This is a genomic window from Psychroserpens sp. BH13MA-6 (genome assembly GCF_052983595.1).
Genome location: NZ_JBRJGE010000001.1, coordinates 817,787 through 832,420 on the forward strand (window position 1 = coordinate 817,787; position 14,634 = coordinate 832,420).

Consider the following 14,634-nt stretch of genomic DNA (forward strand, 5'->3'; position numbering starts at 1 on the left):
AGCAGTGAGATATTCTTACAAATTCTTGACAACTAATATTAATCAAAATACTTTCGTCATCGATTAGAATTTAATCATAGGGATTATCTAAAAATTCTAAATCTTGCCTCGTTCTTCTGGAACGAGGCTTTTTTTATTTTAAAAAGTGACTTACTTTAGAGATAATAGCCTTTGGTGTAATAGAACGCATGGCAAGGTTATAACCTTCTGGAAGTTTATTTCCATAAATTGATGTTGGGATTTTAGGAAATTGAGATTTATCTGCCATCACTGCTGAATCTGTATCATGGTTAAACGGCATAAATCCTGCAAAAGGATGTGTTACACCCCAAATGGTAATCACTTGAACACCATACATGGCTGCTATATGAGCGTTCCCAGAATCCATAGAAATCATAAGGTCTAGATTGGCTATAATGTCAAGTTCATTTTCAAAAGAAAAGATCCCAGCCAAATTAATGACGTTATCAAATTCATCAGCGATTTCTTGAAGCGTTTCAGATTCATTCCCTTTTGCTCCAAACAATAGAATTTTATAGGTTTTTGATAATTCTTTTATCACTTCCGTCATGAGATCAATTGGGTAGGTCTTTCCATCAAATGCTGCGAAAGGCGCTATTCCAATCCATGGTTTTGAATCTCGTCCAATGACGTCTAAGTGCTCAGAACTCAAGGTGGCTTTTGGAAGCGTATGTGATGCATTTAACTCTAAAGGAAACCCTAATTGTTCAAAAACATCTACATAGCGCTGGTGTGTCGTTTTCAATTGTTCAAATACACGTCCGTTCACCAAATCTTTTTTGGCTTGTCTTCCTTTGTCAATCTGAACTGTTGGTGTTATAGACAAGAATAATTTCAAGAAATTACTTCTTAAAACATTATGTAAATCAGCAACAGCATCTATTCGTAATTTTTTGAGAGATCTTGAAAGTTTCCAAAGTCCAAATATCCCTTTATGTGTTCCTCGTGTATCAACCTCATTGACTGACACGTTGGTGATTGTCTTAAAAAAGGGTTTAAATTGAGGTTTTGTGACAATGGTGATTTTAACTTTCGGGTATTGCTGAACCAACGCCTGTAATACAGGAACAGTCATAGCGACATCTCCCATCGCAGAGAGTCGAATAACTAATATATGTTGATGACTTGGCATTGGCGGTAGTTCAATAGGTTTCTATAACTGTTTTACATGCCATAGTACAGAATAAATAACGGTTAACTATTTCTGTGAACGAAGCACAGGATTGAGTTCATCGTCATTATACATCTTCATCTGCTTGTAAACTTTCATATACTTATCGCCATTGCTAATGTCCTCTAAAAGGGTATCGATAGCTGTAGAAAGATCGACGCGCTGTTCCAACAACACATCCAACTTCTTCTGGCAAGCATCTCTGTGTGCTGCTGAAGCATCTTCTCTTGTTGCCTCTTCATTCATGTGATAAATTTTCAATGCTAAAATGGACAATCTATCAACACCCCAAGCTGGACTTTCCGTATTAATTGTCGCATCAGATTTTGGTGTGACATCCTTATATTTCTCAAGGAAATAGCTGTCAATATATTCTACCATATCCGTTCTGTCTTGATTAGATGCATCAATTTGACGTTTCAATTTTAAGGCAGCTACAGGATCAATTTGAGGGTCGCGAATAATATCTTCGTAATGCCATTGTACCGTATCTATCCATGACTTTCGATATAACAAATGTTCTAATAAATGTGTGTCTTTATTATATTTGTTTGTAAAAGGCTGATCCACCGTATTGATGATATGGTAAGTGTCAATAACTTCCTGAAAAATTTTATTTGCGTTTTCTGAGAACATAATATTTGATTTTAAAGTGCAAATATAGAAGTTATTATTAACTTTAGCTTCCTTATAAACGACTACAAGCGATGCACATTCATAACCTTTCCCATGAACATTCCATTTTAAATTCCTTTGTTTCTGAAATAAGAGATTCCGAGATTCAAACCGACCGTATGCGGTTCCGAAGAAATATCGAGCGTATTGGTGAAGTTTTATGTTATGAGTTAAGCAAAACCTTAAATTATAAACCTCAAAAGATCACAACCCCTTTGGGTGAAAATCACACACATTTATATGATGATGATGTTGTTCTTTGTTCTATTTTAAGAGCCGGTGTGCCATTGCATAGTGGTTTGCTCAATTATTTTGATAATGCTGAAAATGCTTTTATTTCTGCGTACAGGCATCACAAGCATCATCCAGAGTCATTCGAGATTATTGTTGAATATCTGGCATGCCCTAGTTTGGAAGGAAAAACTTTAATACTAGCTGATCCAATGCTCGCTACAGGACAATCGATGGTCGCAACATTCGAAGCCTTAAAACCATTTGGAACACCAAAACATATTCATTTAGTGAGTGTTATTGGCGCTCAGGAAGGCGTTGATTTTGTCAATAAATCCTTTGATAAAAACACACACCTTTGGATTGCTGCTATTGATGATACTTTAAGTGATAAAGGATATATTGTTCCAGGTTTGGGTGATGCAGGAGATTTAGCTTTTGGTCAAAAACTACAAGATTAGTAACGCGATTGGTGTTAATACAAAAACCCACAATAAAGTTTCCTTAAACCAATTATCTGAGATAACTTCTAGATAGTTGGTGACTATTATGGATAAGGGTGCAAAAATAAATATGAACTCACTCCCTGTTTTAAAGGGTGCTACTGCGATAATTATCAAGCCTAAAAACACCGCAATCAACACCAGTTTAAAAGAGGGTCGATACGTTTTCATTTGAGATTTGATGTTCTTTACGTAGTAGAATAAGGACCATAGCCCGAATGATAATAGCAAGGTTGAGCCAATAATAATCTGTTTGGAATTCAATGGACTAAAATCCAAACTAATTCCATAGAGGTTGTTGGCAAATAAGATAATATCTGACTCCCTTATAATTAAAAACGAGGTCACCAAAACCGCGACACAAATTACACCTACAAAAGGAATAATGTAATTTTTAATATCTGTTATGGCGTAGATTAAAAGGGCTGCAAAAATCAGGATCATGAAAATGGCTGCCCAAAAATAACACAAGGTTGCTATGGCAATCCAAAAAGAGGCATCAAATAGTTTTTTCTTGACATCCTTCTGCGTTCTTAGGCTAATAAGTCTGCGTAAAGCCAAAAGCACGAAAAAATTAGCGAATAAAATTTCAGAATTAGAAATGGTTTGAGGCAAAATGGCAAAAAACAGCACAAACAACAAAATGTTGTAACTATTCTTTTTAGTGAGACTATTACGAGAAACAAAAAAATCGAATACAAAGACAGAGAGCAGAGCTACTAAAAACAAGCCCAACTGTTTTGACAAGTTTAAGACACTGACTTCCTTAACTAAAACGTCATATCTAGCACCCACAAAAACCAACAGTAAGATAAGGCTTACCACGATATAGTTGATAGGTTTTGATTTGCTAAATAAATTTGAAATCATTGATATAGCTTAAAATGAAAAAAATATGTAATTTTGCACTGTAAATATATGATTATACCCTTGAAGCTTGTTATGAGTTTCTAAAAAATCACAAGAATGAAAGACTTTTTTTACGCTATACAGGATTTATTCGTCAATTTTTTATTTGCACCTTTTGATGCTTTAAGAGCTTTGGAATTAGAAAATTGGTGGTCTGCAAATATCTTGTCATGGATATTTATCATCATTGGTATTGTAGCCATGGTGTATTGGATGTTACAGCTTAAAAAATTTAATGATAATAATGAAGAAGACAAAACTGTCACTTCTCATTCTTATCTATAAGTTTATAAATCAAACCCAATATCCTTACGATAATTCATCTTATCAAAATGTAGTTTTTCTATATTTTGATAGGATTTTTTTATGGCCTCTTTATACGTGCTGCCATATGAAGTGATGGCCATGACTCGTCCTCCAGAAGTCACTATTTTTCCTTCTTTCAGGACGGCTCCAGCATGAAATGGAATAGAGCCATTTATCTTATCAATACCCGTGATTTCCTTTCCCTTTTCATAAGCTTCAGGGTAACCTCCGGACACGAGCATGACTGTTGTGGCTGCTCTATCATCAATTTCTATAGCTATTTCATTCAAACGCTCTTCAGAAATCGCCTTAAATAGTTCTACAAGATCTGTTTTAAGCCTAGGTAGAACGACCTCTGTCTCAGGATCGCCCATTCTTACATTATACTCAATCACTTTTGGGTCTTCACCAACTTTGATGAGACCTATAAAGACAAATCCTTTGTATGGTAAGTTGTCTTTAGCTAAGCCTTCAATTGTTGGTCTTACAATCCGACTTTCTATTTTATCTAAAAATTCTTTGGTCGCAAAAGGCACCGGCGAAATAGCTCCCATGCCACCAGTATTCAATCCTGTATCACCTTCACCAATGCGTTTGTAATCTTTGGCAGTGGGTAGAATTTTATAGTGTTTTCCATCAGTTAAAACAAAACAACTCAATTCTATACCATCCAAAAACTCTTCAATAACCACTTTGGAACTCGCTTCACCAAACTTGGCGTCAACCAACATATGCTTTAGTTCAACTTTTGCCTCTTCCAAATCATTTAATATCAATACGCCTTTACCAGCTGCTAATCCATCCGCTTTTAGCACATAAGGAGGCTTCAAAGTTTCGAGGAATTTATAACCGTCCGCGACGCTTTCAGCGTTAAAACTCTGGTAAGCAGCTGTAGGGATTTGGTGTCGTATTAAAAACTCCTTAGCAAATTCTTTGCTTCCTTCCAATTGAGCCGCTGCTTTTTGAGGGCCTATCACCACCACATTTTGTAATTGTGAGTCTTTCAAAAAGAAATCATGAATCCCTTGTACGAGCGGATCTTCTGGTCCTACCACCACCATATCAACCTCATACTCCAAAACACAGGTTTTAATCGCATTAAAATCAGTGACCTTAAGGTCTATGTTTTTAGCTATTTCAGCTGTGCCGGAATTTCCGGGTGCTACAAAAAGGGCTTCGCATAAAGGACTTTGCGCTATTTTCCAAGCGAAGGTGTGTTCTCTTCCTCCTGAACCAAGAATTAAAATTCTCATCTTATCTGTTTTGTTTGTGTAAAAATAATCGTTTTTCAGCTTTAACTTAACTTCGCAACAAGACTTTTTTTTCTTTACTTTACATCACATTCAAAACCCATGTTTTTTTGAACCTTTTTGATTTTTCATTACGGCTTAATGGCTATCCTTTACAAAAGGCAAAAGCTGAATTGTCTATGATTCAGCAAAAAAACGACCAGTCCTTTGAAACATTTGTAAAGGAAAAAAGGCAAGGAATTGTGAAGCATCACATTACGAACAATCCTTTTTATCAATCATTACTAAGAGAAAGAGATTCTAATAATTGGAAAGACTTACCAATACTAACCAAACGTCATTTACAACAACCTTTGGATAAGCGTATTTCTAAAGGGTTCCATATGAAAAACGTTTACGTTAACAAGACGTCTGGATCTTCGGGCGATCCATTTATTTTTGCAAAAGATAAATTTTGCCACGCCATGACTTGGGCCGTTATACAGAATCGGTTTGGTTGGTACGACTTAAATTTTAATACTTCGAGACAGGCACGATTTTATGGAATTCCACTCGATAAAAAAGGTTACTACAAAGAACGTCTCAAAGACGGATTAAGTAAGCGGTTTCGGTTTTCAGTATTTGATTTAAGTGATGCGACATTTGAAGCCCATCTAAAAAAATTTAAAACCGCGTCATTCGATTACATTAATGGCTATACAAGTGCTATTGTTCAGTTTGCTAAATTCTTAAAGCGGCATCACATTCAACTAACTGCTATTTGTCCTAGCCTTAAAGCGTGCATCGTTACTTCGGAAATGTTATTTGAGCAAGACAAATTGCTTCTAGAACAAGTATTTGGTGTGCCTGTAATAAATGAATACGGTGCTTCAGAATTAGATTTGATTGCATTTCAAAATCCTAGTCATCAATGGCAAGTTAATAGTGAAACCCTCTACGTGGAAATATTAGACGATGAAGATCGCGTGCTTCCATATGGTGAAGAAGGGCGAATTATTATCACCTCTCTTTACAATCGGGCACACCCATTTATACGATATGATATTGGAGACATTGGCGTGCTTTCAAAGGATAGCACCCTCAGAATGCCCATTTTAGAAAAGCTCACTGGAAGAACTAATGATATGGCCATTTTACCGAGCGGAAAAAAAGCAGCTGGACTCACATTTTATTACATCACAAAAAGTATCATTGAAGATGATGGTCATGTTAAAGAGTTCATTATTGAGCAAAAGGAAAAACATTTATTCCATGTGACTTATGTAAGTGATAAGGAACTTACAGAGGCAAAAAAAGCAACAATCGTTGAAGAAATGACCAATTATCTTGAAAAAGGTTTAACAATAACATTTGAAAGACGAGAGGAACTTAAACGATCTAAAAGCGGCAAATTAAAGCAGTTTTCATCACGAGTTAGCCAAGAGACCTATGAGTAAGGACATTTTAATTATAACGAGTTATTTTCCTCCTGAAATTGGCGCTGCGTCTAATAGGATTTATCATTTGGCGAATGGTTTACAAAACAATGACTATAACATCAGTGTGATCACACCACTGCCCAATTATCCCACTGGAAAAATTTTTAAAGATTATAAAGGAAAATTTAAGGATTGTTCCATAGAAAACGGTATAAGGGTTCATCGGCTTTGGATATATGCCAGCAACTCCAAAAACAAGCTGTTGCGATTACTAGCTATGCTATCTTACAGTTTCAGTTTGGTATGGTTTTTCATTTGGCACAAAATTCCTAAAACAGTTATAGTTCAATCACCACCACTCTTGGTCGCTTTTACCTGCATGCTATTTCTAAGACGTAAAAAAAGACATCTCATTCTGAACGTGAGTGACCTTTGGCCAATTGCTGGTTTGGAACTAGGTGCTTTTAAGAAGAATTTTAGCTATAGCATCTTGGAGCGCATTGAAAAATTCAATTATAAAAAAGCCCATTTGGTGTTGGGACAAAGTGAAGAAATCTTAAGTCATGTTAAAAGCATATGCCCCAAAAAGAAGACGTTCCTTTATAGAAACTTTCCAGATTTCAATCCGCCAACGCTTATAGACAATCCTAGGCCTGAAAAATTAAAGATTGTGTATGCAGGTCTTTTAGGAATTGCTCAAGGAGTTTATAGACTTTGTCATGAATTAAATTATGACCACATTGAATTTCACATCTATGGCTCTGGTGCAGAACAGACAAAGATTGAAAATTATATCACGGAACATCCTGAATTACCTATTGTATTTCATGGACGTGTTAGTCGAGAAGAGTTACATACTGCTTTAATCCAATATGATGTGACCATTATTCCGTTATTACATCGAATTTATGGTAGTGTGCCTTCAAAAATATTTGAGTATGCACGTTTGGGATTACCTACGATTTACTTTGGAGGTGGTGAAGGTGAGTCGGTCATAGAAAAGTACCAATTAGGCTGGGTGGCTAGCGCTGGAGATTACAACCATTTAAATGCGGTCATTTCGGATATTAAAAGGGAAGAAATCACCACTGAAAAAAGAAAGGAAATTCAGCAGACTGCAGTGATTAATTTCGACTTCGATCAACAAATTGAATCTTTAAAGCGCAAGCTTTAATAGGCTTTATCTTCTCCTTTAACAGCATTGACAAATGTTTGCGTGATAATCTTTAAATCTAGTAAAAGCGACCAGTTTTCAATATAAAAAATATCGTATTTCACACGTCCAATAATGTCTTTATCAGTTTCTATTTCTCCTCTGAAACCACTAATTTGAGCAAGACCGGTAATTCCTGGCTTCACAAAATGACGCACCATAAACTTATCTATTTTTTTAGCGTACATATTGGTATGGCTTACCATATGTGGTCTCGGTCCTACTACAGACATGTCTCCAAACAACACATTGAAAAATTGAGGTAATTCATCGATACTTGTTTTGCGAATAAACCTTCCTGTTCTAGTGATTCGTTGATCGCCTCGTGTTGCTTGATATAAGTGTGCATCTTTATTGGGTGTCATAGACCTAAACTTATAACAATCAAATTCCTTGTAATTAAATCCGTTCCTAGATTGTTTAAAAAATATTGGGCCTTTGGATTCCAACTTAATCAAAATCGCAATAATTGGTGTGAGCCAAGATAAAATAAATACGATCACCAAACTTGAAAATACAATATCAAAAATACGCTTGATCACCATGTTAAATGAATCTTCCAAAGGAATATTCCGCAAAGATAAAATGGGAATATAATCGTAGTATTCATACTTTAATTTTTTAGAATAGATTTCTTTATTATCTGGTAAGAATTTTAAGATTTTAAGGTTGTTATCGGCAAAATCAGCAATCTCGCTTATCTGCTGATTAGAGAGTTCTGAAATGGAGCAGTAAATTTCATCAATACCCTCTTTTTTTATGTAGTCGAAATGCGCATCTAAAGCTTTTTCTTTCTTGTCCTTTAAACTGAACGTGTTCACATGAACATAGCCATACTCGGGATTCTTATTAAAAAAATTCTCCAATGCTTTGGTCTTTTTATTAGCACCAAAAATGACGGTTCTTCGGTAGTTACCACCAAATGACACACGGTATTTTTGTAGTAAATAGTAAATCGCAAACTTAAAAAACGTGATGCCTAAAAAAACAGCAATGATGTACTTAAAAATGGTAATTGGATAAATATCTAAATTGTGATAATAGCCAGAAAATGAAAACATGATTAAGGTGAACAAAACCATTTGCCTAAATGTTAAGGAGAAAATTTTCACTTCTCTCGTATAACGATAGACTTCATAAAAATTGGAATAGATAGATAAGGTAATCCAAGAACACAAGGAAAAAGTTAAAAAGACTAATGGGTCTATATTCTTAAAAAAATAGAATATAGCAAAACCATTGATGATACTTAAGTCAATTAAGTATGAAATAGGTCTCAAATACCCAGAATAGCGTCCTTGTTTAAATAAGCTCAATTTATATTTTTATATGTTTTGAAAAATCCCTGTGCTCCCTTTTGAACAAATCTTCTTCAGATAGTCCTTTAAAATATTCAAATGTTTTCTTCATCCCTTCTTCTCTTTGCACTTTTGGTTCCCAATTGAGCAGTTTTTTGGCCAAGGAAATGTTGGGTTGCCGCTGCATAGGGTCATCAACTGGTAAATCCTTGTATATTATTTTTTGTGATGTATTCGTTAATTTGATGATTTCCTCTGCGAAGTCCTTAATTGAAATTTCATGAGGATTACCAATATTAACTGGATATGCGTAATCACTAAAGAGTAACTTGAAAATGCCTTCAACTTGATCATCAATATAACAAAATGATCGTGTTTGGCTACCATCTCCAAAGACTGTCAAGTCTTCACCTCTCAAGGCTTGACCCATAAATGCTGGAATCACTCTACCATCATTTAATCGCATTCTTGGTCCATAAGTGTTAAAGATGCGTACGATTCTTGTTTCTAACCCGTGAAATCTATGATAGGCCATAGTAATCGACTCCTGAAAGCGTTTGGCTTCGTCATAAACGCCTCGCGGACCAATGGTATTCACATTGCCATAATAGTCTTCAGATTGCGGATGCACTAATGGATCACCATAAACTTCAGAGGTGGAAGCGATTAATAATCGCGCCTTTTTCGCCTTGGCCAACCCTAACAGATTATGAGTTCCTAACGACCCAACTTTGAGTGTTTGAATAGGAATCTTTAGATAATCTATTGGACTTGCAGGAGAGGCAAAATGAAGAATATATTTTAAAGGCTTATCAACGGTGATGTGTTTGGTGACATCATGCTCGATAAACTCAAAATTTGGGTTGGCATCTAGATGCTCCAAATTTCTTTTATCACCCGTGATAAAGTTGTCCATACCTATGACATAAAACCCTTCCTTTATAAAACGATCACATAAATGTGACCCTAAAAAACCAGCAGCTCCTGTAATAAGTACATTTTCCATTAACTAATCGTATCTCTTCCTATTGATTTATATAAAAACCCTTCGCTTTTTATGTCTTCAATATCGTATAAGTTACGACCATCAAAGATATTAGGCTGTTTCATTTTCGATTTTAACGAATTAAAATTGGGTGTTCTAAATATACTCCATTCTGTACATATAATCAAGGCATCTACACCATCTGCCGCATCGTACATGTTGTTAGCATAGTAAAGCTTATCTCCAAACTTTTTCTGAACGTTCGGCATGGCTTCTGGATCAAACACACGCAGTGTAGCACCTTTTTCTAGCAAATCATCAATCATATAAAGTGCAGGAGCTTCTCTAATATCATCAGTTTCTGGTTTGAAGGCAAGTCCCCATATTCCAAAAGTTTTCCCCTTTAATTCCTGATTAAAATGTGTGGCAATCTTAGGAATTAATATTTTCTTCTGAATATCGTTAACTTTTATAACTGACTGTAAGATATCAAAGTGATAATCATGATCTTGCCCAGATTTAAAAAGTGCTTTTACATCTTTCGGAAAGCAGGAACCACCGTAACCAATTCCTGGAAATAAAAATCGTTTTCCTATACGAGAGTCTGTTCCCATACCTGCACGCACCTTATCAACATCAGCACCAACTTTCTCACAAAAGTTCGCAATCTCGTTCATAAACGTAATCTTGGTTGCCAAAAATGAATTGGCGGCATATTTGGTGAGCTCTGCAGATCGCTCATCCATTATGATGATTGGATTTCCTGATCTTACAAAGGGCTTATAAAGCTTTTCCATGAGCGCTGTCGCTTTGTTTGAACTTGAGCCTATGATAATTCGCTCCGGTTTCATAAAGTCGTCAACAGCAAAGCCTTCTCTTAAAAACTCGGGATTAGATACCACATCAAAATTAACGTTGGTTTCCTTTTCAATCGCCTCTTTTACCTTATCTGAGGTGCCAACAGGCACTGTACTTTTGTCGACAATGACTTTATAATCCTTGATTTGCTTTCCAATATCACTAGCCACACCCAATACATAGGATAAATCGGCAGAACCGTCTTCATCTTCAGGTGTTGGCAAAGCTAAAAATATAATGTCGCCATGTTCGAGACCTTCAGACAATGAGGTCGAAAACTTTAAACGATTTGCTTTGATATTTCTATCAAACAGCACATCAAGGTGAGGTTCATAAATAGGCACCTCGCCACTTTGCATTAAATCTACCTTATTTTGATCTATATCAATACACAGCACCTCATTCCCTGTTTCTGCAAGGCAAGTACCTGTTACTAATCCAACGTATCCTGTTCCTATTACTGATATTTTCATTTACTATTATTTATGCTGCAAAAATAGAAATAATAACTTTTGCCATAGCTTTATTTTTCATTAATTCATTTGACCTTCTATGATTTGAAACTAAGGTAAAAATCATAATTGAAGTCTTTTTTTTAATCTTGTTTTCATAGGCTTTCGAGCATTGAGAACTGGTGTGTTTGTAACCTCATCAGCCCTTGAAAATTGATAAGTGTTTGTGTCTTTTAGATAAGTGATGTTTTGATTGCCTTGAAAATACATATGAAATTGATGCCCTTCCCTGATAAATAGTTGATAGTCTTTATTTTCTAAAAGAAGACTTGCTATTTTTAATTGATATTCCTTTAGTTCATTACCGAATTGAAATGCCAAATCTACAGGTTCTTCATTTAAACAAAACTCCACAAACTGTGGTTCGTCTTTACCCTCAACAATTTTAACAATCGATGCTGTTTTTGATGCCTGGTTGGTGTAAACTAGTTCCAAGGTGTCATTTTTCTTAACTGTTAGTTCAATTCTAGCGCGAAATTCAAAAGCATTGCCTTCACAGCATTCGGAACATGATATGACGGTAAAAGCCATTAAACAAATCAAACAATATAGATGATAAATGGGTTTCATAGTGTTTTAAAATTCAAATATATAAATTAAAAACACGTAGCTTGACTACAATACTAAATTTAAACTTAGTACTTTAGCCGAGGAAATATTTTGATTAAAATCAATGAGAATTGGAATAGATGCCAAATGGTATTTTAATGGTCACCCGAGTGGCAAAGTTGTTGTAGAAAATCTTGTTAATCATCTTCTGGAGATGGATCTTTTGAACGACTATTATATCTATTTGGACAAAAGAGACAAAGCTTTAGAATTTCCCATCCAAAGAAGCAACGTGCATTTAGTTTATGTCCCAAACAAAATCAATGCCCTTACCAATTTTCTCATTCTGCCTTTTTACACTAAAAAAGATAATTTAGACATCTGTTTATATCAAAATTACACACCTTTTTGGGGAGCAAAAAAAATAGTCAACTATGTTCATGATGCGCTATTTATGGACTTTCCCGAGTATTTTTCATGGGTAGAAAGAATCTATTTTAGACCCATGAAATACCTTTCAAAATTTGCCGATCACGTCATTACGATTTCACATTCAGAAAAAGCACGTATGATTGCCCATGGCTTCACAAAGAAGGAACATATCAGTGTTGTACACCATGGCATTGGTTTGGTAGACTCCCAAAACAACGAACAAGATTTTGATAAGGACGCTTTTTTAGCTTCGTATAATTTACCCAAAGATTTTATACTCTATTTAGGGCGATTGAATGTTAGAAAAAACATTCAAAATCTACTGAAAGCCATGCCTGATATAGAAAAAAATATAGCGTTGGTGATTGTTGGAAAAGACGACCATAAGACGCTAGACTGGAATCTACTTATAGAAGATTTAGACATCGCTGATAGAGTAATCAAAGTTGGTTTTGTGTCTCATAGCGATATTGGAAAGTTTTACCAAATGGCGAAAGTGTTCTGCTTTCCTTCTTATGCAGAAGGGTTTGGTTTACCTCCTTTAGAGGCTATGTATTATGGCACGCCAACCGTAGTATCTAATGCCACGTCATTACCTGAAGTTTGCGAAGATGCTGCTTTATATGTTGATCCAAATAAGATTACAGATATTGCCAATCAGGTGAACAAACTCTTAAACGATGATCGTCTATACGAGACCATGGTAGCAAAAGGAAAAGCGAGAGCTGCGACCTTCAGCTGGAAAAAAGCAGCTAAGGAACTCTTGTCAGTCTTAAAATCCGTTTAAATTTGTCGCATGGATTTATCAATTATCATCGTTAATTACAATGGCAGAAAATACCTGTCTGATTGTTTGGAATCGATTTACAAAATGTGTGATGGTATCGATTATGAAATCATTATATGGGATAATCATTCTACAGATGATTCTATGCGTTATTTAGAGGATCATCATGCCGATCGCATTAAACTTTTCAATTCTAAAGAAAATCTCGGTTTTGCAGGAGGTAATAATGCTGGTGCTAAGCATGCTACCGGTAATTACTTACTGCTGTTAAACAACGACACAGTACTCTTGGATAATCCATCACCAGCCATAGACGTTTTGAAAAACGACCACGTAGGCGTTGTAGGCATCAAAATGCTAGGATCGAACAAAGCGTATCGATTTTCTGCAGGTAGATTTCCTTCGCCTATAAAATTATTTAAGCTTTCACTTTTATTTGAAAAAAGAGGTGGTTTTAAAACAGGTGATTTCCATTCTGAAACACCACTAAAAGTAGATTGGATAGAAGGGTCTTTTCTTTTGACTAAGCGCAAGGTTTGGCAACAACTACATGGCTTAGATGAACGGTATTTTATGTATGCCGAAGATATTGATTATTGTAAAAGAGTGAACAATTTAGGACTTCATGCTATGTATGTTCCATCAATTAGTTATATTCATCATGGTGGATATAGTGTGCAAAGACAGCACATGCTGAAAAAAAGCTTACATTTATATGTAGATATCCACTTAAATAGTGCTTCCAAGATATGGTCTAAATTGGCACTATGGATTAATTTTAATTTCAAGAATGTTAAAAAAGCTTTTAAAGAAATTACTTGAAAAAAACGGTAAAAGCTATACGCCTGACAGTGACCTTCCTGATCAGCTGATCCTTAGTTTTTTATATACGCGTTTACTCATGCGCCTTAGAGGCTTGCTGTTTCTTCGGAAAAAAATATTTATTGGAAAAAGAGTTCGTGTAAAGCACAAAAGAAATTTTTCATTTGGTGCAAATTGTACCCTTGAAAAATATGTGACACTAGATTGTTACGCGAAAGACAAAGTGGTTTTCGGTGATACGGTTAAAATTGGAGCATATTCAACGGTGAGCATCACGAGCCACATGTCTAAATATGGGAAAGGTCTTCGTATTGGGAACAATAGTGGTGTTGGAGAGTACGCCTTCTTTGGGTGCTCTGGAGGTGTTCAAATAGGTAGTGACGTTATCATGGGACCATACGTGAGTTTTCATTCTGAAAATCATAATTTTTCAGATAGTTCTAAGCTTATTAGAGAACAAGGTGTTTCTTCTGAAGGCATTGTGTTAGAGGATAATATATGGGTAGGCGCTAAAGTGACCTTCCTAGACGGGTGTCATGTCAGTAAGAACTCAGTAGTCGCTGCAGGCTCTGTGGTGCGAGGCCGTTTTCCGGAAAATGTTGTTATTGGTGGTGTTCCTGCAAAAGTATTAAAGCAGTTGTAATAAAAGTCTTATCCAAAGGCTGTTGATCCAAGAGACGTGATATTAACACGT

15 protein-coding genes are annotated in these 14,634 nt (G+C 35.6%); 7 read left to right on the forward strand and 8 right to left on the reverse strand.

Translation table 11 applies throughout. The features are described from left to right. Positions 1-133: 133 nt before the first annotated feature. Together ACU8DI_RS03585 and ACU8DI_RS03590 are read right to left on the reverse strand one after the other, a co-directional pair. Positions 134-1,153: a glycosyltransferase family 9 protein gene (locus ACU8DI_RS03585; RefSeq protein ID WP_447111365.1), complete on the reverse strand. Its 1,020-nt coding sequence runs from the start codon at positions 1,151-1,153 to the stop codon at positions 134-136. A 66-nt stretch (positions 1,154-1,219) separates the two neighbouring features. Beyond that, the gene (locus ACU8DI_RS03590; RefSeq protein ID WP_447111366.1) at positions 1,220-1,828 is read right to left on the reverse strand and encodes a DUF4254 domain-containing protein; all 609 of its coding nucleotides are present in this window, start codon (positions 1,826-1,828) and stop codon (positions 1,220-1,222) included. Positions 1,829-1,899: 71 nt separating this feature from the next. Between ACU8DI_RS03590 and upp the strand changes: the two genes are divergently transcribed. After that, positions 1,900-2,559, forward strand: coding sequence for a uracil phosphoribosyltransferase (gene upp, locus ACU8DI_RS03595; RefSeq protein ID WP_447111367.1), 660 nt, complete (start codon positions 1,900-1,902; stop codon positions 2,557-2,559). On the opposite strand, the gene ACU8DI_RS03600 is transcribed toward upp, so the two are convergent. Beyond that, entirely contained in the window at positions 2,548-3,471 is a 924-nt protein-coding gene (locus tag ACU8DI_RS03600; protein ID WP_447111368.1) for a DUF6427 family protein, read from the reverse strand. The genes upp and ACU8DI_RS03600 overlap by 12 nt on opposite strands. Positions 3,472-3,567: 96 nt before the next feature. Here ACU8DI_RS03600 and ACU8DI_RS03605 point away from each other — a divergent pair, with 96 nt between their 5' ends. Beyond that, positions 3,568-3,795 (forward strand): DUF6341 family protein, encoded by a 228-nt coding sequence (locus tag ACU8DI_RS03605; protein WP_447111369.1) that lies wholly within the window; start codon positions 3,568-3,570, stop codon positions 3,793-3,795. A 2-nt stretch (positions 3,796-3,797) separates the two neighbouring features. Here ACU8DI_RS03605 and purD read toward each other — a convergent pair whose 3' ends face one another. Further along, positions 3,798-5,069 carry a phosphoribosylamine--glycine ligase gene (gene purD / locus ACU8DI_RS03610; protein ID WP_447111370.1) on the reverse strand — a complete coding sequence of 424 codons (1,272 nt, stop codon included), beginning with the start codon at positions 5,067-5,069 and terminating at the stop codon, positions 3,798-3,800. A gap of 107 nt (positions 5,070-5,176) precedes the next feature. On the opposite strand from purD, the gene ACU8DI_RS03615 reads away from it, so the two are divergent. Both ACU8DI_RS03615 and ACU8DI_RS03620 read left to right on the forward strand, forming a co-directional pair. Beyond that, positions 5,177-6,502 carry a phenylacetate--CoA ligase family protein gene (locus tag ACU8DI_RS03615; RefSeq protein ID WP_447111371.1) on the forward strand — a complete coding sequence of 442 codons (1,326 nt, stop codon included), beginning with the start codon at positions 5,177-5,179 and terminating at the stop codon, positions 6,500-6,502. Further along, a complete protein-coding gene (locus ACU8DI_RS03620) occupies positions 6,495-7,658 on the forward strand; it encodes a glycosyltransferase family 4 protein (protein WP_447111372.1) in 1,164 nt (387 codons plus the stop codon). Before ACU8DI_RS03615 ends, ACU8DI_RS03620 begins: the two co-directional genes overlap by 8 nt. On the opposite strand, the gene ACU8DI_RS03625 is transcribed toward ACU8DI_RS03620, so the two are convergent. The 4 genes from ACU8DI_RS03625 to ACU8DI_RS03640 form a co-directional block, all read right to left on the reverse strand. Further along, positions 7,655-9,013 carry an undecaprenyl-phosphate glucose phosphotransferase gene (locus tag ACU8DI_RS03625; RefSeq protein WP_447111373.1) on the reverse strand — a complete coding sequence of 453 codons (1,359 nt, stop codon included), beginning with the start codon at positions 9,011-9,013 and terminating at the stop codon, positions 7,655-7,657. The two genes, ACU8DI_RS03620 and ACU8DI_RS03625, sit on opposite strands and share 4 nt — an antisense overlap. 1 nt (position 9,014) lies before the next feature. After that, on the reverse strand, positions 9,015-10,001 hold the full coding sequence (locus tag ACU8DI_RS03630; protein WP_447111374.1) for a UDP-glucuronic acid decarboxylase family protein: 987 nt from the start codon (positions 9,999-10,001) through the stop codon (positions 9,015-9,017). Further along, positions 10,001-11,311 carry a UDP-glucose dehydrogenase family protein gene (locus ACU8DI_RS03635; RefSeq protein ID WP_447111375.1) on the reverse strand — a complete coding sequence of 437 codons (1,311 nt, stop codon included), beginning with the start codon at positions 11,309-11,311 and terminating at the stop codon, positions 10,001-10,003. The genes ACU8DI_RS03630 and ACU8DI_RS03635 overlap by 1 nt, the downstream gene beginning before the upstream one ends. 102 nt (positions 11,312-11,413) lie before the next feature. Further along, a complete protein-coding gene (locus ACU8DI_RS03640) occupies positions 11,414-11,920 on the reverse strand; it encodes a hypothetical protein (RefSeq protein ID WP_447111376.1) in 507 nt (168 codons plus the stop codon). 103 nt (positions 11,921-12,023) lie between these two features. On the opposite strand from ACU8DI_RS03640, the gene ACU8DI_RS03645 reads away from it, so the two are divergent. The 3 genes from ACU8DI_RS03645 to ACU8DI_RS03655 are packed head-to-tail and all read left to right on the forward strand — an operon-like array spanning position 12,024 to position 14,583. Continuing rightward, a complete protein-coding gene (locus ACU8DI_RS03645) occupies positions 12,024-13,118 on the forward strand; it encodes a glycosyltransferase family 4 protein (RefSeq protein WP_447111377.1) in 1,095 nt (364 codons plus the stop codon). Between the two features lie 9 nt (positions 13,119-13,127). Next, positions 13,128-13,940 carry a glycosyltransferase family 2 protein gene (locus ACU8DI_RS03650; protein WP_447111378.1) on the forward strand — a complete coding sequence of 271 codons (813 nt, stop codon included), beginning with the start codon at positions 13,128-13,130 and terminating at the stop codon, positions 13,938-13,940. Beyond that, the gene (locus tag ACU8DI_RS03655; RefSeq protein ID WP_447111379.1) at positions 13,909-14,583 is read left to right on the forward strand and encodes an acyltransferase; all 675 of its coding nucleotides are present in this window, start codon (positions 13,909-13,911) and stop codon (positions 14,581-14,583) included. Before ACU8DI_RS03650 ends, ACU8DI_RS03655 begins: the two co-directional genes overlap by 32 nt. Positions 14,584-14,634: the final 51 nt, after the last annotated feature.